At 72.6% G+C, this 22928-nt stretch carries 19 protein-coding genes; 11 read left to right on the top strand and 8 right to left on the bottom strand.

Translation table 11 applies throughout. The features are described from left to right. The first annotated feature begins 51 nt into the window (after positions 1 to 51). From ACWCQM_RS23715 to ACWCQM_RS23705, 3 genes are all read left to right on the top strand, one after another. Complete coding sequence (locus ACWCQM_RS23715; RefSeq protein ID WP_450917150.1) at positions 52 to 3510, top strand: DNA polymerase III subunit alpha; 3459 nt, start codon at positions 52 to 54, stop codon at positions 3508 to 3510. Beyond that, entirely contained in the window at positions 3507 to 4505 is a 999-nt protein-coding gene (locus tag ACWCQM_RS23710) for a DNA polymerase Y family protein (RefSeq protein WP_450917149.1), read from the top strand. Before ACWCQM_RS23715 ends, ACWCQM_RS23710 begins: the two co-directional genes overlap by 4 nt. 156 nt (positions 4506 to 4661) lie before the next feature. After that, positions 4662 to 5543, top strand: a complete 882-nt coding sequence (locus ACWCQM_RS23705; RefSeq protein ID WP_450917148.1) for an esterase/lipase family protein — start codon at positions 4662 to 4664, stop codon at positions 5541 to 5543. Between the two features lie 49 nt (positions 5544 to 5592). Here ACWCQM_RS23705 and ACWCQM_RS23700 read toward each other — a convergent pair whose 3' ends face one another. Further along, the gene (locus ACWCQM_RS23700; protein WP_450917147.1) at positions 5593 to 6636 is read right to left on the bottom strand and encodes a lytic polysaccharide monooxygenase auxiliary activity family 9 protein; all 1044 of its coding nucleotides are present in this window, start codon (positions 6634 to 6636) and stop codon (positions 5593 to 5595) included. A 219-nt stretch (positions 6637 to 6855) separates the two neighbouring features. Next, on the bottom strand, positions 6856 to 7593 hold the full coding sequence (locus tag ACWCQM_RS23695; RefSeq protein ID WP_450917146.1) for a hypothetical protein: 738 nt from the start codon (positions 7591 to 7593) through the stop codon (positions 6856 to 6858). Positions 7594 to 7861: 268 nt separating this feature from the next. Between ACWCQM_RS23695 and ACWCQM_RS23690 the strand changes: the two genes are divergently transcribed. Together ACWCQM_RS23690 and ACWCQM_RS23685 are read left to right on the top strand one after the other, a co-directional pair. Next, entirely contained in the window at positions 7862 to 8584 is a 723-nt protein-coding gene (locus ACWCQM_RS23690) for a DUF4232 domain-containing protein (protein WP_450917145.1), read from the top strand. A 74-nt stretch (positions 8585 to 8658) separates the two neighbouring features. Continuing rightward, positions 8659 to 9186: a GNAT family N-acetyltransferase gene (locus ACWCQM_RS23685; protein WP_450917208.1), complete on the top strand. Its 528-nt coding sequence runs from the start codon at positions 8659 to 8661 to the stop codon at positions 9184 to 9186. Positions 9187 to 9207: 21 nt separating this feature from the next. Here the strand turns inward: ACWCQM_RS23685 and ACWCQM_RS23680 are convergent, their stop codons facing one another. After that, the gene (locus tag ACWCQM_RS23680; protein WP_450917144.1) at positions 9208 to 10782 is read right to left on the bottom strand and encodes an alkaline phosphatase D family protein; all 1575 of its coding nucleotides are present in this window, start codon (positions 10780 to 10782) and stop codon (positions 9208 to 9210) included. Between the two features lie 232 nt (positions 10783 to 11014). Between ACWCQM_RS23680 and ACWCQM_RS23675 the strand changes: the two genes are divergently transcribed. Further along, a complete protein-coding gene (locus tag ACWCQM_RS23675) occupies positions 11015 to 12490 on the top strand; it encodes a methyltransferase domain-containing protein (RefSeq protein ID WP_450917143.1) in 1476 nt (491 codons plus the stop codon). Between the two features lie 65 nt (positions 12491 to 12555). Here the strand turns inward: ACWCQM_RS23675 and ACWCQM_RS23670 are convergent, their stop codons facing one another. After that, positions 12556 to 13893, bottom strand: a complete 1338-nt coding sequence (locus ACWCQM_RS23670) for an amidohydrolase family protein (protein WP_450917142.1) — start codon at positions 13891 to 13893, stop codon at positions 12556 to 12558. Between the two features lie 498 nt (positions 13894 to 14391). Between ACWCQM_RS23670 and ACWCQM_RS23665 the strand changes: the two genes are divergently transcribed. Then, positions 14392 to 15423, top strand: coding sequence for an isopenicillin N synthase family dioxygenase (locus tag ACWCQM_RS23665; RefSeq protein WP_450917141.1), 1032 nt, complete (start codon positions 14392 to 14394; stop codon positions 15421 to 15423). 218 nt (positions 15424 to 15641) lie between these two features. Here the strand turns inward: ACWCQM_RS23665 and ACWCQM_RS23660 are convergent, their stop codons facing one another. Beyond that, positions 15642 to 16811, bottom strand: a complete 1170-nt coding sequence (locus ACWCQM_RS23660; protein WP_450917140.1) for a hypothetical protein — start codon at positions 16809 to 16811, stop codon at positions 15642 to 15644. Between the two features lie 386 nt (positions 16812 to 17197). On the opposite strand from ACWCQM_RS23660, the gene ACWCQM_RS23655 reads away from it, so the two are divergent. The 3 genes from ACWCQM_RS23655 to ACWCQM_RS23645 all read left to right on the top strand — a co-directional run bounded on the left by ACWCQM_RS23655 (position 17198) and on the right by ACWCQM_RS23645 (position 19753). Next, positions 17198 to 17977 (top strand): ABC transporter ATP-binding protein, encoded by a 780-nt coding sequence (locus ACWCQM_RS23655; protein WP_450917139.1) that lies wholly within the window; start codon positions 17198 to 17200, stop codon positions 17975 to 17977. Continuing rightward, positions 17974 to 18918: an ABC transporter permease gene (locus tag ACWCQM_RS23650; RefSeq protein WP_450917138.1), complete on the top strand. Its 945-nt coding sequence runs from the start codon at positions 17974 to 17976 to the stop codon at positions 18916 to 18918. The genes ACWCQM_RS23655 and ACWCQM_RS23650 overlap by 4 nt, the downstream gene beginning before the upstream one ends. A gap of 175 nt (positions 18919 to 19093) precedes the next feature. Then, complete coding sequence (locus tag ACWCQM_RS23645) at positions 19094 to 19753, top strand: GntR family transcriptional regulator (RefSeq protein ID WP_450917137.1); 660 nt, start codon at positions 19094 to 19096, stop codon at positions 19751 to 19753. 15 nt (positions 19754 to 19768) lie between these two features. Here the strand turns inward: ACWCQM_RS23645 and ACWCQM_RS23640 are convergent, their stop codons facing one another. Both ACWCQM_RS23640 and ACWCQM_RS23635 read right to left on the bottom strand, forming a co-directional pair. After that, positions 19769 to 20269 carry a DUF402 domain-containing protein gene (locus tag ACWCQM_RS23640; protein WP_450917136.1) on the bottom strand — a complete coding sequence of 167 codons (501 nt, stop codon included), beginning with the start codon at positions 20267 to 20269 and terminating at the stop codon, positions 19769 to 19771. Further along, complete coding sequence (locus tag ACWCQM_RS23635) at positions 20250 to 21170, bottom strand: N-acetyltransferase family protein (RefSeq protein ID WP_450917135.1); 921 nt, start codon at positions 21168 to 21170, stop codon at positions 20250 to 20252. The genes ACWCQM_RS23640 and ACWCQM_RS23635 overlap by 20 nt, the downstream gene beginning before the upstream one ends. A gap of 93 nt (positions 21171 to 21263) precedes the next feature. Between ACWCQM_RS23635 and ACWCQM_RS23630 the strand changes: the two genes are divergently transcribed. Continuing rightward, the gene (locus tag ACWCQM_RS23630) at positions 21264 to 21638 is read left to right on the top strand and encodes a GntR family transcriptional regulator (RefSeq protein WP_450917134.1); all 375 of its coding nucleotides are present in this window, start codon (positions 21264 to 21266) and stop codon (positions 21636 to 21638) included. 58 nt (positions 21639 to 21696) lie between these two features. Here the strand turns inward: ACWCQM_RS23630 and ACWCQM_RS23625 are convergent, their stop codons facing one another. Next, positions 21697 to 22791 carry a DUF5925 domain-containing protein gene (locus ACWCQM_RS23625; RefSeq protein WP_450917133.1) on the bottom strand — a complete coding sequence of 365 codons (1095 nt, stop codon included), beginning with the start codon at positions 22789 to 22791 and terminating at the stop codon, positions 21697 to 21699. Between the last annotated feature and the right edge of the window lie 137 nt (positions 22792 to 22928).

Genomic DNA, 22928 nt, shown 5'->3' with positions numbered 1-22928 from the left:
CTATGGTGGAGAGCGAGGGGTGGTGAGCAAGGATCGGTCCAGGAGGTGCGGATGCCAGGGTTCACGCATCTGCATACCGTTTCCGGGTTCTCCCTGCGTTATGGGGCGTCGCACCCGGAGCGGCTGGCCGAGCGCGCCGCCGAGCGGGGGATGGACTCCCTCGCGCTGACCGACCGCGACAGCCTCGCGGGCACGGTCCGCTTCGCCAGGGCCTGCGAGGACGCCGGCATCCGGCCGCTCTTCGGAGCCGAGCTCGCGGTGGCCCCGCGGACGGGCGGGGGAGACCGTACGCACCGGACGCGCACCCCGGCCCGCGGAGGTGCCTTTGTCGATGAATCCGCACCCCGGGTCACCTTCCTCGCCAGGGACGGCGCACACGGCTGGGCCGAGCTGTGCCGGCTGGTCACCGCCGCCCATGCCCCCGGCGACGGGGCCCCGGACGCCGGCCGGCCCCTGGTCGGCCGGGACGCGCTGCCCGCCGAAGGGCTCACCGTGCTGCTCGGCCCCGCCTCCGAGGTGGGCGCCGCGCTGGCCGCCGGCCGGCCCGACCGCGCCGCCGCCCTGCTTGCGCCCTGGAGGGAGATCTACGGCGACGCCCTGCGCCTCGAAGTCGTCCACCACGGCCGCGAGGGCACCGGGCCCGGCTCGCTGCGGCTCGCCGCCCGCACGCTCGGCTTCGCCGCCGAACAAGGGGTACGGGCCGTGCTGACCAACGCCGTCCGGTACGCCGACCCCGGGCAGGGCCCCGTCGCCGACGTACTCGACTCGGCCCGCAGGCTCGTCCCGGTCGACCCGCGCCGCTCCCCCCTCGACAGCGGGGAGCGCTGGCTCAAGGACGCCCGCGCGATGCGGGAGACCGCCGAGCGGATCACCTCCGCCGCGGGGCTCGGCCGGGGCGCCGGGGAGCGGCTGCTCGCGGAGACCCGGCACACCGCCGACGCCTGCCGCGTCGACCCGGCGGACGACCTGGGGCTGGGCAGCGTCCACTTCCCCGAGCCGCGCCTGGTCGGAGCCGGGCGGCGCACCGCGCAGCGGGTGCTGGCCTCCCGGGCCGCCGCGGGCATGGTGCGGCGCGGCTACGACCGCAGGCGCGACTACTGGGAGCGGATGCACCACGAGCTGGACATCATCGCCCACCACGGCTTCGCCACCTACTTCCTCACGGTCGCCCAGGTCGTCGACGACGTGAAGGAGATGGGCGTACGGGTCGCCGCGCGCGGCTCCGGGGCGGGCTCCCTGGTCAACCATCTGCTCGGGATCGCCCACGCGGACCCGGTCGCACACGGGCTGCTCATGGAGCGGTTCCTGTCCAAGAGGCGCTTCGTGCTGCCCGACATCGACATCGACGTCGAGTCCGCCCGCCGCCTCGACGTCTACCGCGCGATCATCGGCCGCTTCGGCGCCGAACGGGTCGCGACCGTCTCCATGCCCGAGACCTACCGGGTGCGCCACGCCATCCGCGACGTCGGTGCCGCGCTCTCCATGGACCCGGCCGAGACCGACCGGCTCGCCAAGGCGTTCCCGCACATCCGGGCCAGGGACGCCCGCGCCGCCATGGAGGAACTGCCCGAACTGCGCGCCGTGGCCGGGACGAAGGAGAAGCACGGCCGCCTCTGGGACCTGGTGGAGTCGCTGGACGCCCTGCCGCGCGGCATCGCCATGCACCCGTGCGGGGTGCTCCTCTCGGACGACTCGCTGCTGCGGCGCACACCGGTCATGCCCACCAGCGGCGAGGGCTTCCCGATGGCGCAGTTCGACAAGGACGACGTGGAACACCTCGGGCTGCTCAAGCTCGACGTGCTCGGCGTACGCATGCAGTCGGCGATGGCCCACGCGGTGACCGAGGTGAAGCGGGCGTCCGGCGAGGACGTCGACCTGGACGCCGTACCGGAGGGCGACCCGGAGACGTACCGGCTGATCAGGAGTGCCGAGACGCTGGGCTGCTTCCAGATCGAGTCGCCGGGCCAGCGCGACCTGGTCGGCCGGCTCCAGCCCTCCACCTTCCACGACCTGGTGGTCGACATCTCGCTGTTCCGGCCGGGGCCCGTCGCCGCCGACATGGTACGGCCGTTCATCGAGGCCAGGCACGGCCGCGCGCCCGTGCGCTACCCGCACCCCGACCTGGAGGAGGCGCTGCGCGGCACCTACGGGGTGGTCGTCTTCCACGAACAGATCATCGAGATGGTGGACATCATGACCGGCTGCGGACGCGGCGAGGCCGACCGGGTGCGGCGCGGGCTCTCCGACCCCGAGTCGCAGGACCGGATCAGGGTCTGGTTCGCGCGGCGGGCGGCGGAGCGGAAGTACGGCGCCGAGGTGATCGCCCGCGCCTGGGAGATCATCGAGGCGTTCGGGAGCTACGGCTTCTGCAAGGCGCATGCCGTCGCCTTCGCCGTGCCGACGTATCAGTCGGCCTGGCTCAAGGCGCACCACCCGGCGGCCTTCTACGCCGGGCTGCTCACGCACGACCCCGGGATGTACCCGAAGCGGCTGCTCCTCGCGGACGCGCGGCGGCGCGGGGTCCCGGTGCTGCCGCTGGATGTGAACCGGTCGGCAGCCACCCACCAGATCGAACTGGTGTCTGGCGATAACGGTGACAAATGGGGATTGCGGCTGGCGCTCTCGGACGTCCACGGCATCAGTGAGGCCGAGGTCGCCCGGATCGAGGCCGGGCAGCCCTACACCTCGCTGCTGGACTTCTGGCAGCGGGCCAGGCCCGGGAAGCCGGCCGCCGAACGGCTGGCCCAGGTCGGCGCGCTGGACGCCTTCGGCGGCAACCGCCGGGACCTGCTGCTGCATCTGTCCGAGCTCCACCGCGCCCAGCGGGGCTCCGGCTCCGGTGCGGCGGGCGCCCAGCTCCCGCTCGGCGGCGGGCACAGGACCGGCACGGTCGGGCTGCCCGATCTCAGCGACGCCGAGCGTCTCAGCGCCGAGCTCGGCGTCCTCAGCATGGACGTGTCCCGTCATCTGATGGGCGATCACCACGCCTTCCTGGAGGAGCTGGGCGCGGTCTCCGCCAAGCGGCTGCGGGAGGCCAGGCACGGCGAGACCGTGCTGGTCGCGGGAGCCAAGGCGGCCACCCAGACCCCGCCGGTCCGCTCCGGGCGCCGGGTCATCTTCACCACGCTGGACGACGGGACGGGCCTGGTCGACCTGGCCTTCTTCGACGACAGTCACGCGGCCTGCGCGCACACCGTCTTCCACTCCTGGCTGCTGCTGGTGCGCGGGGTGGTCCAGCGGCGCGGTCCGCGCAGCATGAGCGTGGTCGGCTCGGCGGCCTGGAACCTCGCGGAACTGGCCGAACTCCGGCGCACCGGCGGCCTCGACGCCGTCGCGGCACGCCTCGCGGAGGAGCCCGCCACCGGCGAGGAGGAGGCACCGGACGACGGCCGCCGCATCCAGCTGCCGACCGGCTACGAGATGAACCCCTGGTCCGATCTCCAGCCCGCCGGAGAAGGAACGCCCACCGGAAGGAAGCTGTGGCACCAGAGCCCGGGGAGCGCGGGATGAACGACGAACCGGCCGTCCTGTGCCTGCGGTTCCGCCGTATCGGCGGCGGACTGCCGGACAGCGCGGACTACGAGGGACTGCTCGCCCTGCTCGGGGCGTTCACCCCGGTCGTCGAGGCGGCCCCGCCCGGCGCCGCGCTCGCCGATGTCGGCGGCGCGCTGCGCTACTTCGGGCAGGACGCGGCGGGCCTGGCCTCCGTGATCCGGGTGCGCGCCCTCGCCCTGCACGGGGTGGACTGCGCGATCGGGGCGGCCTCCAACCCCATGCTGGCCAGGATGGCCGCACGGCGGGCGGCGACCGGAACCACCTTCGTGGTGGCCCCCGGCGAGCACGCGGGCTTCCTCGCGTCCATGCCCGCCGCGGCGCTGGACGGTGTCGGGGCGGCGACCGCGCGCACCCTGTGCGGATACGGGCTGGACTCCATCGGCCGGATCGCCGCCGCGCCCCTCTCCACCCTCCAGCGGATCACCGGCGTACGGACGGGACGCGAGCTGTGGGAGCGGGCCAACGGCATCGACCGTACCCGGGTCGCGCCCAACGCCGCGGCCCGGTCGATCGCCGCCGAACGCACCTTCCCCCGCGACGAACTCGACCCCGAGCAGCACCGCCGCGCGCTCCTCTCGCTCACCGAGGAGCTGGGGGCCAGGCTGCGCGCCGACGGCCAGGTGTGCCGCTCGCTCGCGGTCTCCGTGCGCTATGCGGACCGGACCGGCTATGCGACGCTGACCCGCAGCCGTACGCTCGCGGAGCCCACCGCCCACTCGGCGGCGCTCACCTCGCTCGCGTACCGGATCCAGGACTCGTTCGCCCTGCAACGGGCTCGGGTGCGGGGGATCGGGCTGCGGGCGGAGGGGCTCCACGGAGCCGAACGGGCCGCCCATCAGCTGACCTTCGACCCCGTGGACGAACGGGCCCGGCGGATCGAGGCGGTGTCCGACAGGCTGCGGGCCAGGTTCGGCCCGCAGGCGGTGAAGCCGGGGCGGCTCGCGGCCTGACCAGGGGCGGGGATTTTTTACCGACGCGTAACTTCCCCCGAGCACTTTACTCGTGCGTAACTTGACATGAGCACGTGAAAACGTGACTTCCGCTGTGGTCCGGACCGCAGGGCGCACCGACATCGCAACTCCCTTGAGCCGCAAGGAGAACACCCGATGCTGCCCTGGACCCGTGCCCGCACCCCCCGCGCACGCCGCCTGCTCGCCGCGCTGCTCCTCACCCTCGCCGCGCTCGCCGCCCCCACGGCGACCGCCACCGCAGCCGGAACCGCCTCCCCGTCCCGTGGCTGGAACGACTACTCCTGCAAGCCCTCCGCAGCCCACCCCCGCCCGGTCGTCCTCGTCCACGGAACCTTCGGGAACTCGGTCGACAACTGGCTGGTCCTGGCGCCGTACCTCGTCAACCGGGGCTTCTGCGTCTTCTCGCTCGACTACGGCCAGCTCCCCGGCGTGCCGTTCTTCCACGGACTCGGCCCGATCGACAAGTCGGCCGGACAGCTCGACGTCTTCGTCGACAAGGTGCTCGGCGCCACCGGCGCCCCCGAGGCCGACCTCGTCGGTCACTCCCAGGGCGGCATGATGCCCAACTACTACCTGAAGTTCCTCGGCGGCGCCGACAAGGTGAACGCCCTCATCGGGATCGCCCCCGACAACCACGGCACCACGCTCCTGGGACTCACGAAGCTGCTGCCGTACTTCCCCGGAGCCGAGGACCTGCTCACGGCGAACACCCCCGGTCTCGCCGACCAGATCGCGGGATCGGCCTTCATCACCAAGCTCAACGCGGGCGGCGACACCGTGCCGGGCGTCCGCTACACCGTCATCGCGACCCGGTACGACGAGGTCGTGACCCCGTACCGCACGCAGTACCTGAACGGGCCGGACGTGCGCAACGTCCTGCTCCAGGACCTGTGCGCGGTCGACCTGTCCGAGCACGTCGCGATCGGGACCATCGACAGGATCGCCTTCCACGAGGTGGCGAACGCCCTCGACCCGGCGCACGCCACCCCGACGAACTGCGCCTCGGCCATCGGCTGAGCACGCGCTGCCGGGCCCCCGGTCGTCTGGGGACCCGGCGGTCGCCGGATCAGGCGCGATGCGCGCCGCCCGCCGACCGGCGCCGGACCGAGACGAACAGGGCGCTCGCGCCGAGGGCCAGTGCGGCGGCTCCGCCCATCGCGAGGTACGAGGTGCTGCTGCTGCCACCCGTCTCGGCGAGGACGTCGCCGGCGGGCGCGGCGTCCGCCCGGGACGCGGCGACGTTGTTCGGCTCGGGGGCGTTGGCCCCGGTGTCCTCGGCCGGGGCAGCCGCCTCGGTCACCTCCGCGTTGGTCGCCGCGTCGTCGTCACCGTGCCCGTTGTGCTCGACGGACGACTTGTCGGCGCCCGCCTCGATGTCCTCGTCGGACGGGGCGGACGCGACCGGCGCCGGCGCCTCCTCGGCGGTGCCGTCCCCCGTGCCCGTACCGCTTCCGGCGCTCTCGCCGCCGAAGACCACGTCGGAGCAGGCGTAGAAGGCCTCGGGGGAGTCCGACCGCTGCCAGACCGTGTAGATCAGCTGCCGCCCGGACGCCTGCGGCACGGTGCCGTCGAAGACGTACGACCCGTCCTGCAGCGTCGGGTCGGTGGCCGTGGCGAACGGCTGCTCCTGGAGGTCCGACCACTTCAGGGGCTGCGTCGGGTCGTAGCTCGCCTTGGTCAGGTACAGCTCGAACTTCCCCTTGTGCGGGGCGGTGGCCCGGAACTTGAAGGTGTGGCTGCCCGCCTCCATGGGCGTGGACGGCCAGTCGGCGCGCGGGAGGTCGAGTCCCTTGAACTTGTCGTTGGCCGCGCTGCACAGCTTGCCGTCGGGAATCAGCTGACGGTGGTTGCCCGCCGCGTTGGCGATGTTCACCCCGTTCCAGTCGTACAGCGCCTGGGTGCCGCCCGCCGCCACCGCCGCCTTGCACGCCGCGGACTGCGGGTTCTCCGGCCCCTCCGCGAAACAGGCCGAGACCCGGCTGACCGGGTCGCTCAGCGAACCATGGGCGGCGGCCGGGGCGGCGGAGAGCCCGGTCAGCGCGAGCGGCGCGACACCGAGCGCGACGATGCTTCCGGCGAGCCTGCGGCGGGTGGTGGTGATGACGGCCATGGTGGTGGTTCTCCTTCGGCGACACGGCTGTTGACCAGGTCTGGTGATCAGCAAGCTAGCCGCCGCCGGGAGGCGGATCGGGCCGGAGAAGGCGCAGGTGGGGATCGTTATGGTGCCCTTAAGGAAGGGTTAGGAGAGGGCTCAGGAAAGCGGCCCGCGAAGCCTGTTCGCCGGGTGCGCGGCGTCCGCCTCGGCGGGGCCCTGTGGGTCATGCGTCCGTCATGCGTCCGGCGTGGGCCACCCCACCTTCACCTCCCTGCCCTTCCAGGACGACAGGACGGAGACCTCCGCGTCCGGGGCCAGCCGCAGACCGGCCAGGGCCAGGAAGTCGGGCAGGGCGATCTCTCCGTCATCGGTCCCGTCCTCCCAGAGCGTCCAGAGCCTCGACTCCTCGCCGTCCCAGGTGTCGGTGTCCGCGCTTGGGTGCTGTTCGACGGTGCCCTCGCCGTGCCTGTACCGGAAGTAGAGGTACTGGCCCTCCGTCGTCCACGCGTCCCACTGCGAAGGGGAGGCCAGGCAGGTCCGGATGACCCGGGCCAGGGTCACGTCCTCGTGCAGGTGCGCTTCGACGGCGCCCAGGTGCTGGTCGCGGGCGAGGACGAGTTCGCCGTCGAGGGCCAGCACGCGGACGTTCCCTCCGGGGAAGTGGAAGGTGAGGCCGGCCACCCGGTCGACGCCGTCGCGCCGGTGGCGGATCTCCCGGATGGAGCGGATCGGGGAACCGGTGAAGCGGGCCATCGTGTTGTCCCGCCTCTCCGCCGCCGGAGTACCGTCGACGGGCAGGACGGCGGCCGTCAGCGACAGGGTGGCCCCGTGCGGCTGGAGGCTGACCGGCCCCTGCCCCTCCGTGTGGAGCACCAGGCGCGACGGACTCCCTCCCGGGCCGGCCTGCGAAAGGGTCGCGCCCAGCAGCTGCTTGCCGACCAGATCGGAAAGATACGGTTCGTCGTCGTCCATCCGCCGATGGTCGCACCCGCCCCGTCGCGCGGAAAGCGGATTACGCGGTGATCCGTCCGGCCGCGCTCCTGACCAGTAACGATCAAGCGTGCGTGCCCAGTTGGGATGCGGGCTCCCGGTCATCGTCACGCCACGGCTGCCGGTTCATCCGAGGGCTGTAACAACCTCGGGTTCCGTGTTACAGGGCAGGCCGGCGCGATCAGAATGACTGCGTCGCGTACAGACCGACCGGTCCTGGGGGCCGGTCACGGGGGAGTGGGAAAAGGACATGAACTCGAAGACCACCAGAGCCGGTTCGGTACGCAAGGGACTGCGGGGCGCCCTCTTGGGGGTGGCCGTGGCCGCCCTGCTGGCGACCACGGCGTGCCAGTCCTCCGAGGACGACGGCAAGGCCGCGTCCCCCGGCTCCGCGCCCGCCGGGGCGAGCGAGCCGAAGAACACCGAGCCCTCCAACGACTCCGGGACCGGCAGCGTCAGCCCCGCCGACGAGACGTCCGGGGACAGCGGTGAGACCAACGGCGGCAACGGCACCGAACACCCGGACTGCGTGGTCACCGACCTCATCACCGCGGTCGAGCTCCAGGACCCGGCGGGGGAGACGCCCCGGCACTTCCTGCTGACCGTCACCAACGGCAAGCGCACGCCGTGTGTCCTCAACGAAGCACCGCTGGTCCGGCTGGCGGCGGGCAACGACGCCCCGACCGTCGAGTCGCTCGGAGAGCCGGACACCGAGCCCGTCGTCGTCGAAGGAGGCGGCAAGGGGTACGCCGGTCTCTACGTCTTCGGCAACGACGAGGGCGGCGAGGCGGAGTACGACCAGGCAGACCGGTTCACCGCCACCCTGGTCGCCGGTGAGGGCACCGAGCACAACGGCACGCTCGTCTTCGACCTGCCCGACGGCCTCGACTCCGTCTCCTACGACGACGCGGCACGGGTGAACGGCTGGGCCGGTACCGAGGGCCTGGCGATGCGGCCCGTCAACCAGCTCTGACCGCACCACGCACCGGCGTGGACGCCTCGCATAGGCTGCCGTTCCATCCGACGTACCGCTACGAGGGCCGGCCCATGCAGAGCAGCACGACGATCCGACTGATCGAGCCCGCCGACGCCGCGCCGATAGCCGCGCACCGGGTGCGGGACGTCGAGGCCTTCCGGCCGTGGGAACCGGACCAGCCGGCCGCCTTCTTCACCCCGGAGGGCCAGGAGGAGCGGATCGACGGCCTGCTGGCCGGACACCGGGCCGGCACGGTCTGGCCCGGTGTGGTCCTTGCCGACGGCCGGGTGATCGGGCAGGTCACCGTCGGCGGCATCCTGCCGCAGCCGCATCTGCGCCGCGGCTCCGTCGGCTACTGGATCACCGGCGCCGCCCAGAACCAGGGGCACGCGGGGCGCGCCGTGGAGCTCGTCCTCCGGGTGATGGCGGACGAACTCGGGCTGCACCGCGCCGAGGCCTCCACCAACCTGGAGAACCTGCCCTCGCAGCGCGTGCTGCGCCGCAACGGGTTCAGCCCCTACGGCGTCTCCCACTCCTCGATCCTTCTCGAAGGGAGCTGGCGGGACGCGCTGCTCTGGGAACGCGTCCTCGGGGACTGAGCGCGCCCCGGTGGCGCCCCGTCAGACCTGGACGCCCGGCGTGCCGTCCTCGACGACCACGCTCGCCCGGGTGCTGATCGTGGCGTCCGGCTTCGTCACGAACGGCAGGACGCGGAAGTCGCTCGTCCACCGGTCCCGGTCCACCGTGACGCGTACGTAGCCCCGCTGGCTGTTGAAGAACTTCATGTGCGGGTTCGCCGCGAGGAACGTCTCGCCCTGGGCCGTCATGTCGGCGCCGTCGCCGCCGCTCGTGATCGAGGTGCCCACGAACTCCGAGCCGACGGTCGCCGATCCGGGGTCGGCGTAGTCGCGCTTCAGGTCCCAGGCGTAGTTCTGGTGGCGGTCGCCCGTGATGACGACCAGGTTGCGCACCCCGCGGGTGTCCGCCTCGGCCAGCAGCCGGTTGCGCTCGGCGACGTAACCGTCCCAGGGGTCCATCCAGACCGTCGTGCCGGGTCCCGGGTCGTGGTCGGTCTGGCCCATCGGGGCCTGGTTGCCGAGGATCTGCCAGCGCGCCTGCGAGCGGCTGAAGCCTTTGAGCACCCAGTCGCGCTGCCGGGCCCCGAGCAGGGTCCTGTCCGTGTCGAAGCGGTCCGCGCAGTCGGCCGACACCCCGTCGCCGCAGGGCTGGTCGTCGCGGTACTGGCGGGTGTCGAGCATGGTGAAGTCGGCGAGCCGGCCGTAGGAGAGCCTGCGGTACATCTGTACGTCGGGGCCGTCCGGCAGCTGGGTGCGGCGCAGCGGCGCGTGTTCGTACAGCGCCTGGAAGGCGGCGGCGCGGCGCAGCAGGAAGGTCTCCGGGTCCTCGTTGTTCTCGGACGTCCCGTCCGCCCAGTTGTTCTCCACCTCGTGGTCGTCGAACGTCATGATCCACGGGAAGTTCGCGTGCGCCTCGCGCAGCGGTGCCTCGGACTTGTAGAGGCCGTACTGGAGACGGTAGCGGGCGAGGTCGAGAGTCTCCGTGTGGAACTTCGGGTCGGTGCTCACGCCCCGCTTGTTCGTCTTGACGCCCGACTCGTAGAGGTAGTCACCGAGGTGCACCACCAGGTCCAGGTCCTCCTGCGCCATGTGGTGGTACGCCGTGAAGTAGCCGTCCTGCCAGGCCTGGCAGGAGGCGAAGGCGAACTTCAGCTCGCGGGGGGAGTCCGAGGGGGCCGGCGTCGTGCGGGTGCGCCCCACGGGGGAGATCGCCGAACCGGCCCTGAAGCGGAACCAGTACGTGCGGTCGGGGGCGAGGCCGTGCACCTCCGGGTGGACGGAGTGCGCCAGTTCGGGAGTCGCCACGACACTGCCGCGGCGCACGACGCGGCGGAACCGCTCGTCGAGCGCCACCTCGTACTGGACGCGGACGGGCGTGGCGGGCATCCCGCCGAGGCCGTCCTGCGCGAAGGGTTCGGGGGCCAGGCGTGTCCACAGCACGACGCTGTCCGGCTTCGGGTCGCCCGACGCGACGCCCAGGGTGAAGGGGTCCCCCTTCAGGGCGGGCGCGGCGTACGCGGACCGGGTGTCCCACGCCCCCGTCCCGAGCATCAGCGCGACGGCTGCCGCCCCGCCGTAGCCGAACATCTGCCTGCGGGACACGGAATTCGCGTTCACGGGTCCGTCCTCCTCGGTCGACTGCGCCAACCTCGGAAACGGTGCCGGGAGTTGATGTCATGCTCACACGCAGCGCATGGCCGGGGACCGAGCGGTACATGAACAGGACAGCTATATGGGGACGGGCCGCTCAGGAGTCGCCCTGATCCCGCTGTGGCGCCCCTGGTGGGCAGGGTGAGGGGGCGGAACGAGGCGTGACGGACTGTCGGCGGCGGCTGCGACAATCGTCGGTATGACCACGACCGACTGGGACGCCGCCGCCGAATCGTTCGACGACGAGCCCGACCACGGACTCCTCGACCCCGTGGTCCGCAGCGCCTGGGCGCAGCGGATGGAGACCTGGCTGCCCCACGCCCGCTCCGAGGTGCTCGACCTCGGCTGCGGCACGGGCAGCCTGTCCCTGCTCGTGGCCGGCCAGGGGCACCGGGTCACCGCCGTCGACCGGTCACCGCGCATGGCCGAGCTGGCGCGCGCCAAGCTGGCGGGCACCGGCACCGAAGTACTCGTCGGCGACGCGGGCCGGCCCCCGGTCGGCACGCAGCGGTTCGACGTGATCCTCGCCCGCCACGTGGTGTGGCTGCTGCCTGATCCCGCGGCCGTCCTGCGGCACTGGTTCTCGCTGCTGCGGCCGGGCGGGCGGCTGGTCCTGATCGAGGGCGTGTGGGGCGGGACGGGCATCTCCGCGGCCCGTCTCACAGAGCTCCTGACCGCCCACACCGAGCGCGTCCACCATGAGCCGCTCTCCGGCGACTCCCGGCTCTGGGGCAAGGAGGTCGACGACGAGCGGTACGCCCTGGTTGCCCGCGCCGAACCCCCGCGCCGGCACAGGGAGGTCGTCGACGTCCACCTGATCCTGCGCCGGGGCCCCGACGTGCTGCTCGCCCGGCGCGCCGGCACGGGATACGCCGACGGGCTGCTCCACGCCCCCTCCGGCCACGCGGAGGACGGCGAGGACGTCCGGGAGGCGATGATCAGGGAGGCGGCCGAGGAGATCGGCGTCGAGCTGGACCCGGACGAGCTCCGGGTCGCCCTGGTCATGCAGCACAGGGGACCGGGCGGCAACCCCAGGATGGGCTGGTTCTTCGAGGCGGTCCATGACCCCGCGCGCCCTCCCCGCAACGCGGAGCCGGACAAGTGCTCCGAGCTCGCCTGGTTCCCCCTGGACGCGCTGCCGGACGACATGGTGGCGTACTGCCGCGCCGGACTCGACGGATACCGCGCGCAGGAGCGCTTCCTGATCCACTGGCACGAGGACGGCGACCCCGTCGCCCACGCCCCGAGCGGGCCCCACCGCGTCGTGCCGCTGCCGGTCGCGGGGCCCCGCACCGGCCGGGTGCACCACATCGAGCTGTGGGTGCCCGACCTGGCGGAGGCCGAGGCGGAGTGGGGCTGGCTGCTGGGCGAGCTCGGCCATGTCCCGTACCAGCGCTGGGCGCACGGCCGCAGCTGGCGGCGCGGCGACACCTATGTGGTGGCCGAGTGTTCACCCGACCTCACGGGCACCACTCACGACCGGCTGCGCCCGGGCCTCAACCACCTGGCGTTCCACGTCGAGGACCGTGCCACCCTCGACGCCCTGGTGGCGCGCGCCCCCGGACACGGCTGGCGCCCCCTCGTGCCCGGTGCCCGCCCGGGGGAGAGCGGCGGGCACCACACGGCCTGCCTGGAGAACACCGCGGGATACGAGGTGGAGCTGGTCGCCCCCTGAGGGCTGAGGGCTGAGGGCTGAGGACTGGGGGAGCCCTGTGCCGGGCGCCCCGGGCCCGGGGCCGCTCAGCCCACCGGCACGGGCGCGCTCCCGAGCAGTCTCGTGACGAGGTCCTCCTCCGCGATCCGGGTACTGCGCCCGTCGACGACCACCGCCTCCCCGTCGACGAGCACCGCCGCGACGGTCCGGCCCCCCGCACAGGTGAGCAGCGTCGCACCGGGGTCGCGTACCGGGAGCACCGCGTAGTCGCGGGAGAAACGGTGGAGCACGAGGTCGGCCTGCACCCCCGGCACGATTCCGAGCGGTCTGGACTCCAGCCCCAGGGCGGCGTTGGCCCCGTCCGTACCGATCGCGAGCATCTCCTCGAAGCCCAGCAGATCGGCCTGGCGCCGGGCTGCCCGCTGGAGGTAGGAACCGATCCGCAGGGCCTCCATCACATCCTGTGTGTCGTTGCTCGCCGCACCGTCCACGCCGATGCCGACCCGGAGGCCCGCCGCGAGGAAGTCCGGGACCGGCGCGATGCCGCTGCCCAGCCGCATGTTGCTGAGCGGGTTGTAGGAGACGGCCACGCCGTGCGCGGCGAGGGCCCGCTGCCCGGCCGCGTCGAGCTCGACGCAGTGCACCGCCAGCAGCCTGTCCCAGAGGAAGTCCGCCTCCGCCAGATACTCCACGGCGCCGAGCCCCGCGTGCTCACGGCACATGACCTCGTCGGTCGGGGTCTCCAGCAGGTGGAGGGAGACCGGCATGCCGCGCTCCTCGGCGAACGCCCGTACCTCCCGCATGCCCCGGGGAGTCAGCGTGCGCGGGTTGGGCACCGCGAGGCCGACTCCGATCCGGGTGGAGCGCGCGGCGGCGGCCAGGGCGTCGGTGTGCGCGAAGACCTCGTCGAGAGGCTGCATCAGCCGGGGGTCCATGCCCCAGCGGCGCGTCGGGTCGGGCCGGTCGCACACACCCCGGCCGAGCACGGCACGGATGCCCGAGTCGTCCAGGGCGCGCAGCACGGCGTCGTGGACCTCCGCCGAGGGATGGGGCCACATGTGCTCGACCAGGGTGGTGGTCCCGCTGCGCAGTGCCTCCAGCGCCGCCGCGGCAGCGGCCGTGTACGCCTGCTCCGGGGTGAGGTCCACGGTCTCCTCGCCGACCAGGTGCAGCCAGGCGAGCAGCGGCTGCCCCTCACCGATGCCGCGCATCCGGGCCTGGTGGAGATGGGTGTGCGTGTTCACGAGCCCAGGGATCAGATGGCCGTCCGTACCCTCCAGGACGCGCGCGCCCTCCGGCACGGGCACGCTGCCCGTGGGCCGGAGCGCGGCGACCCTTCCGTCCGCGATCTCCACGTCCTGCCCGGGCAGCCACGCCCCCCGGCTCCACACGGTGACGTCGGTGACGAGGTCGATGTGCGTCACAGCGCCACCCCCTCAGCAGCTGTGCGGAGCCCGGTACGGGCGGGGTGCGGGACGAGGCAGCCGTGTGCCATCGCTCCTCCTCGAATCGACGCAGGGGAAGGGACGGCTGGTTCGCGACGCCGGCGCCCGGCGAGGTCCCCGCGCGGAGGTGGCGGCGCACACCGGCCGTTGCAGCCATGACCGGTGTGGCCCCGACGGTAGACGTGCTTTGTTTCCGCCCCGTTGCGCGCCCGCGACGCGTCACCGCCGCCGGATCGGAACATGTGCGTAACGCGCCGATACGCGTCCGCAACACGCTCCGGGCAGGCTCGGGTCCATCGCGTACGACACAGGTCGTGCCAGCCGCGCCCCGGATTCCCGGCCCTCATGGCCTCCGGCGGGCGCAGCCGCGGTCCCGGACGGACCCGGGCAACCGGCCGTCCGGCTGCGGACGAGGAGCAGGGGCGGTGACTGCACCTCGCACCCACACCCGCGAGAAGCGCACAGGGAGACACCGCGATGGGACAGGACACCCAGCACACCGCTCCGACCGGACCCGCCACCGCCGCCATGGTCGAACTCGACCGGGAGTCGGCGATGGGCGGGCTCGGCGCCGAGACCAGCCGGCGCGAGATCCGCCGTATCGACCTCACCGGCTTCGAGGAGCGGCGCGCCGAGATCACCGACCAGCTCTGGGAAGCGGCGACCGACATCGGCTTCTTCCAGATCACCGGGCACGGCATCACCCCGCAGGAGACCGATGCCGCCTTCGAGGCCGCGGCGGCGTTCTTCGCCCTGCCCGCCGAGACCAAGCGGCGGTACGCGATGGCGCCGGGCACGAACGCCGGCTGGGAACACCGCAGCCAGGTGCGGCCGTCCGTCGGCATCCCCGACGAGAAGGAGTCCTACCAGCTCACCCGGCCGCGCATGGAAGGGCTGTGGCCCGCGGACGAGGAGGCGGCCGGCTTCCGTGACACCGTCCTCGCCTTCGAGTCGCACTGCCGGGAGGTGGCGATGAAGGTGCTGTCCTGCTTCGCCGACCGGCTCGGCATGGAGCGGGACTTCTTCGCCCGCGCCCACGATCCGCTCAGCGCCGGACACCAGTCGACGCTGCGCCTGCTCCACTACTTCGAGGCACCGAAGGCCCCGGACGGCTCCGGGGTGTGGTGGCGGGCAGGCGCCCACACCGACTTCGACTGCCTCACCCTCCTCTTCCAGCGGGAGGGCCAGGGCGGCCTCCAGGTCTGCCCGGGCGCCGAGCGCGACGCCCAGGAGTGGACGCCGGTGCCCGCCACCGCAGACGCCATCACCTGCAACATCGGAGACATGCTGATGCGGTGGAGCGACGACCGGCTGCCGTCCAACTTCCACCGGGTCAAGGCGCCCGGCCCGGGTGACGACCACGGCGCACGCCAGTCCATCGCCTACTTCGCGCAGGCGGACCGGGACGTGCTCATCGAGAGCCCGCAGGGGCTCTACCCGCCGATCACGGCGGGCGACTACATCAAGCAGCGCATCGCCGCGAACTTCGCCGACGCGGCGCGCGACTGACACCCGGCCGTATACGGCCCGGTGAGCGAAGGCCCCGCGGCAGGTGGTTCCCGACGACCACCGCCGCGGGGCCTTCCCGCGTGCCCCCGGTCACGAACGGCGGAAGGCCGGTGCGCACGATCGTCGGGGAGAGCCGCGCACGCCGGCGCCGGGGCCCGTGCCCGCGCGGTTCGCGCGGTACGGACCCCGGCGTGAGGGCACGGGGGTGCGGACCCGGGTCAGCCGATGCCGACGGAGTGATCGGTGTACGCGTCGGTGAAGACGTCCCCGGGCTTCAGCCCAGCCGGCACGGCGGAACCCTTCTCCCGTATCACCGGCGCGAGTTCATCGACGAAGGAGGCCACCCGCTCCATGTCGTACGTCCCGAGCGAACCGTCCGCCTCCTCGGCGATCAGGCCCTCGTCCTTCAGGAACGCGGCGCTGTAGTCAGCCTCGCCCTGGGTGTAGGGGGAGTAGGAGCTGTCCTGCGAGACCACGTCGACGATCGTCCCGTTCGTGGCCTTCGGGGAGCCGATGTAGGCGGCACCCGCCTTCTGCACGATCGGGACCAGCTTCTTCAGGCAGGGCGCCAGCTTCTCCATCCGGTCGGCGCGCACCGTGAGGTTGGACGCGTAGATGTCGTAGCCCGCGTCCTTCAGGAGCTGGAACCCCACCTTCCTGCCCCAGGCCGGTGTCTCCTTCTCGTACGTGTACGGCTCCGAGTTGGCGAAGCCCTGCTGGACGACCTCCGGGTCGCCGACGAAGCGGGCGGGGTTGCCGTCGTAGCCGGTGTCGAGCTGCTTCTTCTTCACCAGGCCCTTCGCGACCAGCCAGTCCGGGTAGAACTGGTCCTTGGAGACCAGCACCGTCGCTCCGGAGCCGGCCAGCGAGTCCAGGCTCAGCCCCGGATGCGCCTCGGGATCCCACATCAGCATCGCCGGGCTGTACTTGAGCAGCGGGGTGACACCCACGACGCGTTGGGCGCCCGAGGCCGCGATGAGCTGGTCGGAGTGGACGAGGCCGAGGTGCACGGAGTCGTCGGCGTACATCTGCGAAGGCACGGACTGGAATCCGATGGCGGGTCCGCCCGCCTTGAGCGTCAGATCGACCCCCGTGTCCTTGCCGCCCGCCACCAGGGGGCCCGTCACGGACTTGTCGGAGCTGTCGACCCTGTAGCCGGGGCCCAGCATCTCGAAGAGCGCGCCCATGTCGGACTGCGGCTGCCACTGGAGCTGGACGACGACGGTGGAGGGACAGACCCCGTCGAGCCGCTCGGCCGCCGCCGCGGGCGCGATGTCGACGGACGCCGTGGCCGAGCCGCCACCGCCCTCACCGCAGGCCGTGGCGGCCAGGAGCGGGCCGAGAGCGAGGGCGAGTGCGCCGAAGCGGCGGAACGTCATGGGCCTCATGCGGTTCTCCAGGGAAGGTCGCGCCGGAAGGGGCGGGATGCGGATGCGCCGGGGTGCGAGGCCGCGGTCGGAAGGGGAGCGGCCGACTGCCTCGATGCGGCCACTGTGGCGGAGCCCTGTTACGGCGCCATTACATGCAACCAGTTGAGTTCTGTTGTTTTGGATAGTTGATTGCATGTTCTTCGCCAGGAGTGGAATGTGGTCGCCCCGTGGGCTCCTGTCCCGCTGCAACTTGGGCTTATACGGACCCAGGGCGGGTCGCGTCACGAGAAGTTAACGCGGGTCTTCTTGTGTCGGGTTACATGCAGTTCCAGACTGGCATGCATTCCGGCGCAGCGATTCCCCCGGCGGCGCCGGGCCCCCGCCACCAGCAGAACGGAGAGCCCGTGCACCTCGTCGACACCCTTCGGGACGTGGACGCCAGCCATCTGATGAAGGGGGTACGGGTCTCGTTCGACCACGTCGGTGTCCGCTATCCCACCGGCACCCAGGCGCTCGACGACGTCACCCTCGCGGTGCCGGACGGCCAGTTCACCGCCATCGTCGGACCGTCCGGCTGCGGAAAGTCCACCCTGCTGCGCCTCGCCGCCGGACTGGAGAAGCCCACCGCCGGCTCCGTCGCCCTGGACACCTCCTCCGTGGGATTCGTCTTCCAGGAGGCGACACTCCTTCCCTGGCGCACGGTCAGGCGCAACATCGGCCTGCTCGCCCGGCTGGCGAAGGTCCCGAAGGCGGAACGCGAGGCGCGCGTCGACGCCGTCATCGACGCCGTCGGCCTCGGTGACTTCGCCGGCCAGCTGCCCCGCGCGCTCTCCGGCGGCATGCGCATGCGTGTCTCGCTCGCCCGGGCCCTCGTACTCCGACCCGATGTGATGCTGCTCGACGAACCCTTCGGCGCCCTCGACGAGCTCACCCGCCAGGACATGCAGGTCGAACTGCTGCGCCTGTACGAACAGAGCCGGTTCACCGCCCTGTTCGTCACCCACTCCGTGGCCGAGGCCGTCCTGCTCGCACAGCGCGTCGTCGTCATGTCCCCGCGCCCCGGCAGGATCGCCGCCGTCGTCGACATCGACCTGCCCGCCGCCCGGGGCCCCGAACTCCGCTACGACCCGCGTTACGTCGAACACGTCGCGGCCGTCTCCGCTCTGCTCCAGGAGGTCCGATGACCAGCACAGCCGCCTCCACCGGCACGACCCTCGCGTCTTCCGCCGAACGGGCCGCCGAGGAGCCCACCGGGAAGCCGGCCGGGGCGTCCGCAGGGAACCCCGCGAAGCCCGCCGAGGCCGCCCCGGCCGCCGCCCCCGGCTCGTCCTCCCGGGCGCGCCGGGTCCTCGCCGCCGTCGCGGTGCCCGCACTCGCACTGGCCCTCGGCATCGGGGTCTGGTACGCCGTCAGCTACCTGCTCCTCGACCCCGCCCGGCGCTTCCTGCTTCCGCCTCCGCACCAGGTGGTCTCCCGGTCGCTCGCCGACCCCGTCCATCTGGAACCCATGCTCCAGGCTCTCGGGGTGACGGCCAGGATCGCCGCCATCGGGTTCGTCCTCGCCGCACTGATCGGCATCGGCACCGGCTCACTCATGAACCAGGCCCGGTGGGTCGAACGCCTCGTCTATCCGTACGCCGTCATGCTCCAGGTCATCCCGGTCCTCGCGATCGTCCCGCTCATCGGCCTGTGGTTCGGCTTCGGTACCGGCTCCAGGGTCATCGTCTGTGTGATGATCGCGCTGTTCCCCGTCATCACCAACACCCACTTCGGCCTACGCTCCGTCGACCGGGGCCTGCACGAGCTGTTCACCCTCGGCCGTGCCTCCAGGGTCCGCCGCCTCGTCAGCCTCGAACTTCCCGCAGCTCTGCCCTCGGTCTTCACCGGACTGCGCATCGCCTCCGGGCAGGTCGTCATCGGTGCCATCCTCGGCGACATGTTCTTCGCCAAGGGGGAGCCCGGCATCGGAACCCTGCTCGACACCTACCGGGCGACGCTGCGCTCGGAGGACCTCATCGCCGCGATCGCGCTCGCCTCGCTGTTCGGCATCGCGGTGTACACCGTCTTCACGCTCGTCTCGCAGGCTGTCGTGGGCCGCTGGCACAGCTCGGGCGACCGCCGCTGACACCGTGCCGTCAGCCGTCGCAACCCGTCAGTCGGCCGGGCGCACTATGCTCGGCCCGGAATGTGAGGGACGACCACCCCGCATGACCACCACCCCAGCACCCGCCGTCCCGGCGCCGGGACGCAGACCCGCACGCCCGACGGCCGGCATGGCGCGCCCCGCGCCCAGGAGAACCATGACCCTCGACAGCGGCGAACTCCTGGCCGACGCGGTCTACCAGCGCCTGCTGGACCGGATCTTCAGCGGCGACCTCGTCCCCGGTGCCCCGCTCAGCGTCCCCGCGCTCGCCGCAGACATGGACGTCAGCCGCAGCCCCGTACGAGAGTCGGTGCAGCGCCTCATCTACGACGGCCTCGCGGTGCACATCCCGCACGCCGGAGCAAAGGTCGCCCAGCTCGACCAGGAGTCCGTCTTCGCCGTGCTCCAGGTCCGCGAAGTGCTGGACGGCCTGGCGGCGAGAGAGGCCACGCTCCGCGCCCGTACGAGCGATGTCGCCGCCCTGGAAGCGCTCGTCGCACGGCAGGAGGCGCTGCTCGGCGAGGCCCCCGACCCGCAGCGCGAGGCCGCTCTCGACCTGGAGTTCCATACCGCGATCCGGGCGCTCGCGGCCAACACCGCCCTCACCGACGCCCTGCACCGCCTCGACGCCCAGGCCCATCTCTACCGCTCGGCCCTCTGGTCCTCGCAGCACAACAGGGAACTCGCCCTGCGGGAACACCGCACCATCCTGGCCGCCATCGACGCGGGGGACGCGCCCACCGCCCAGACGGCGGCCGCCGCCCACGTCGCCGCCCTCACCGTCCGGATGCGCCGCTGGACGGCCGACCAGAGCTGAGCCCACCCGGCCGGATCAGCGCAGCAGCCCCGCCAGGCCCTCGGTGCGGGCCAGGTGTTCCAGTTCGTCCAGCGCCCGCACGGCCGCCCCGGCCGCCGCGGGGTCGCGATCGGCGAGGCCGCTCTCCTCGAACTCGTCCTCGTCCAGACGTAGTACGGACGAACGGTCCGCCGAAACCCACAGGTCCAGATCCAGGTCCTCGACCAGGAGCTCCGCGCCACGCAGCACGGCGGGCCGGGTGATGTCGCAGTACCAGCCCTTCAGCAGGCCGTCCCCGGTGCGGACCTCCTTCACGGCGTACCACCGGTCGCGCCAGTAGTGCTCGGTGAAGACGTCGCCCGGCTCGAAGCGTACGAAACCGAAGTCCCGGACCCCGGGGGCCGCCCAGGGAGCCCGGACGGTGATGCGGGTTCCGTCGTCACCGGTCTGCTCCGCGGGATACCGGATCTTGGTGCGGCCCGCCTTGACCAGGGCGACCGTCAGGGTGGTGCCGGGTTCAGCCGAGCTCGCGGACATGACGTACCTCCGTGGCGCAGATCTCGTAACCGAACCACCGGTTGATGGCCAGCATCGGGGCGTTCCCGGCGTCGTTGCCCGTGTAGGCGTCCGTGTATCCGGCGGCCCGCGAGCGGTGCAGCGAGTCGTTCTTGGCGAGCTTGGCCAGACCCCGTCCGCGGAAGGCGCGCACGGTGCCGGTCATGCCCGACCAGTAGCGGGTGCGGCCGTCGGTCTGGGCCGCGCTGAACGCCGCGACCTTCCCGTCGGCCACGACGACCGAGGTGAGCTCGTGGTCCAGGCCGGGCGCCCGCCAGGTCATGGCGAGCCAGTCCTCGTAGTCGGAGAACTCCACCGTGACGTCGCTCGGTTCGTCCGCCGTCGCCTCCGCGTCGGCCTCGAACAACGGCCGGGGATCGTCCTCGAAGTCGGCGCCCGTGCGCAGCTCCACCCCGGCGGGCAGTTCCGGGAGCGGCGGCAGCGTGGCGTTCGCCAGGTCGAGACGGGAGAAGTGCGCCTGCCTGCGCGGCGCGTAGCCGCGCTTCTCGGCGAACGCGCGGTTGGCCGGCTCGTCGAGCACCCAGGTGTACACGGCCCTCGCACCGGCGGCGGTCAGATGCTCCTCGGCGGTCCGCACCAGCAGCGACCCCGCACCCCGGCCCGTCCTGCCCGGAAGCACGTACGGATTGCAGAACCCCTGGCCGGGCTCCGTGCTCTCGTGGGAGATCCCCACCTGGGCGGTGCCGATCAGCTCGCCGTCCTCCTCGGCGACCAGCAGCCGGAAACGCCGGTCCGGAGGGGAGTTGGCCAGGTCGCTCAGGACCTGCTCGGGAGTCGTCACCATGAACGGGAGCGCGGCACGCCGCACCCGCACCCAGTCGTCCGCGTCGCCGGGCAGGAAGTCACGCACGAGAACGGTCATGGGCCGGACGCTAACGTGATGCGCGGCCCGGCCGCCTCCGAATTTCCTGCGGGGCCACCGCTCGCGCCGCGCGCCGTGCGAGAGAATCGGTGCGTGACCCTGAAGATCGCCGTTGACCCGGACTCCGCCACCGCCCCGTACGAGCAGCTGCGCGCCCAGCTCTCCGAACAGGCCCGGTCCGGCTCCCTGCCCGTCGGCTACCGGCTGCCGACCGTGCGCGGCCTCGCGGGCGAACTGGGCCTCGCCGCCAACACCGTCGCCAAGGCCTACCGCGCGCTGGAGACCGACGGGGTGATCGAGACGCGGGGGCGCAACGGGACCTTCGTCGCCGCCGCGGGCGACGCGGCGGCCCGCCACGCTGCGACGGCGGCCCAGGAGTACGCCGAGCAGGCCCGGCGCCTCGGTCTGTCCCGTGCCGACGCTCTCGCCCTCGCCGAAGACGCCGTACGAGCGGCCTACGGGAGCTGACGCACAGCTGCCCGGCTGCTCACAGATACGGCCCCGCGTCGCCAGGCTGCCCGGCTGCTCACAGATACAGCCCCGCGTCCGCCCCCGCGTCCTGCTTCGGTACGGACGCGGGGGTGTTGCCGCGCCGCAGCGCGAAGAGCTCCGCGAGCGTGCTGCCCTCCCGGCCGAGCCCCTCCTCCGTACCCAGCCAGGACACCGACTCCGCACGGGTCAGCGGGCCGACCTCGATACGGGCCAGGCACCGGCCCGGCCTGACCACCGCGGGGTGCAGACGCTCCAGGTCCTCGTTGGTCGTCACGCCCACCAGCACGTTCCGGCCCTGGCCCAGCAGACCGTCCGTGAGGTTCAGCAGCCGGGACAGCGCCTGCCCGGCCGTGTGCTTGGCCTCGCCGCGGATCAGCTCGTCGCAGTCCTCCAGGAGCAGCAGCCGCCACCGGCCCTTCGCCGAACCGTCGTCCTCACCGATGGCGATGTCCATCAGATAGCCGACGTCGTTGAAGAGCCGCTCCGGGTCCAGCACGCAGTCGACCTGGCACCAGTCGCGCCAGGACCGGGCGAGGGTGCGCAGCGCCGAGGTCTTGCCGGTGCCCGGCGGGCCGTGCAGCAGGAGCAGCCGGCCGGCGATGTCGTCGGGGGTGACCTTCATCAGCCGGTCCATCGCGTCGGCGACCGGAGCGGTGTAGTTGGGCCGGACCTCGTCCCAGGTGCCCGCGGCGATCTGCCGGGTGGTGCGGTGCGGGCCGCGGCGCGGGGAGACGTACCAGAAGCCCATGGTCACGTTCTCCGGCTGGGGTTCCGGCTCGTCCTGTGCGCCGTCGGTGGCCTCGGACAGCACCTTCTCGGCCAGTTCGGAGCTGGTCGCCGTCACGGTCACATCGGCCCCGCGGTTCCACCGTGAGACCAGCAGTGTCCATCCCTCACCCTCGGCGAGCGTCGCGCTGCGGTCGTCGTCCCGCGCGGCGCGCAGCACCTTGGCCGCCGAGGGCAGCAGGGTCGCACCCGACTTGACCCGGTCGAGGGAGGAGCTGTGCGAATAGGGCTGCTCGCCCGTCGCGAAGCGGCCCAGGAACAGCGCGTCCACGACGTCCGACGGCGAATCGCTGTCGTCGACGTTGAGCCGGATCGGCAGGGCGGATTCGGGGTTGGCAGACATGGCGCCCATGATCCGCCACCACGGCACCCCGCGCACCCAGGTTTCGCGAGCCCGCCGCGGAGAAGAGCCGAGGCCCGCCGGGGGAACGGCCGGGGCCGGTGGACCAGCCGGAGGGCCGGACGGGCACCCGCGCCCGC

The organism is Streptomyces sp. NPDC002125, from assembly GCF_053593715.1.
The sequence above is the reverse complement of the archived record's forward strand: the minus strand, read 5'-3'. Positions and strand labels throughout refer to the sequence as shown.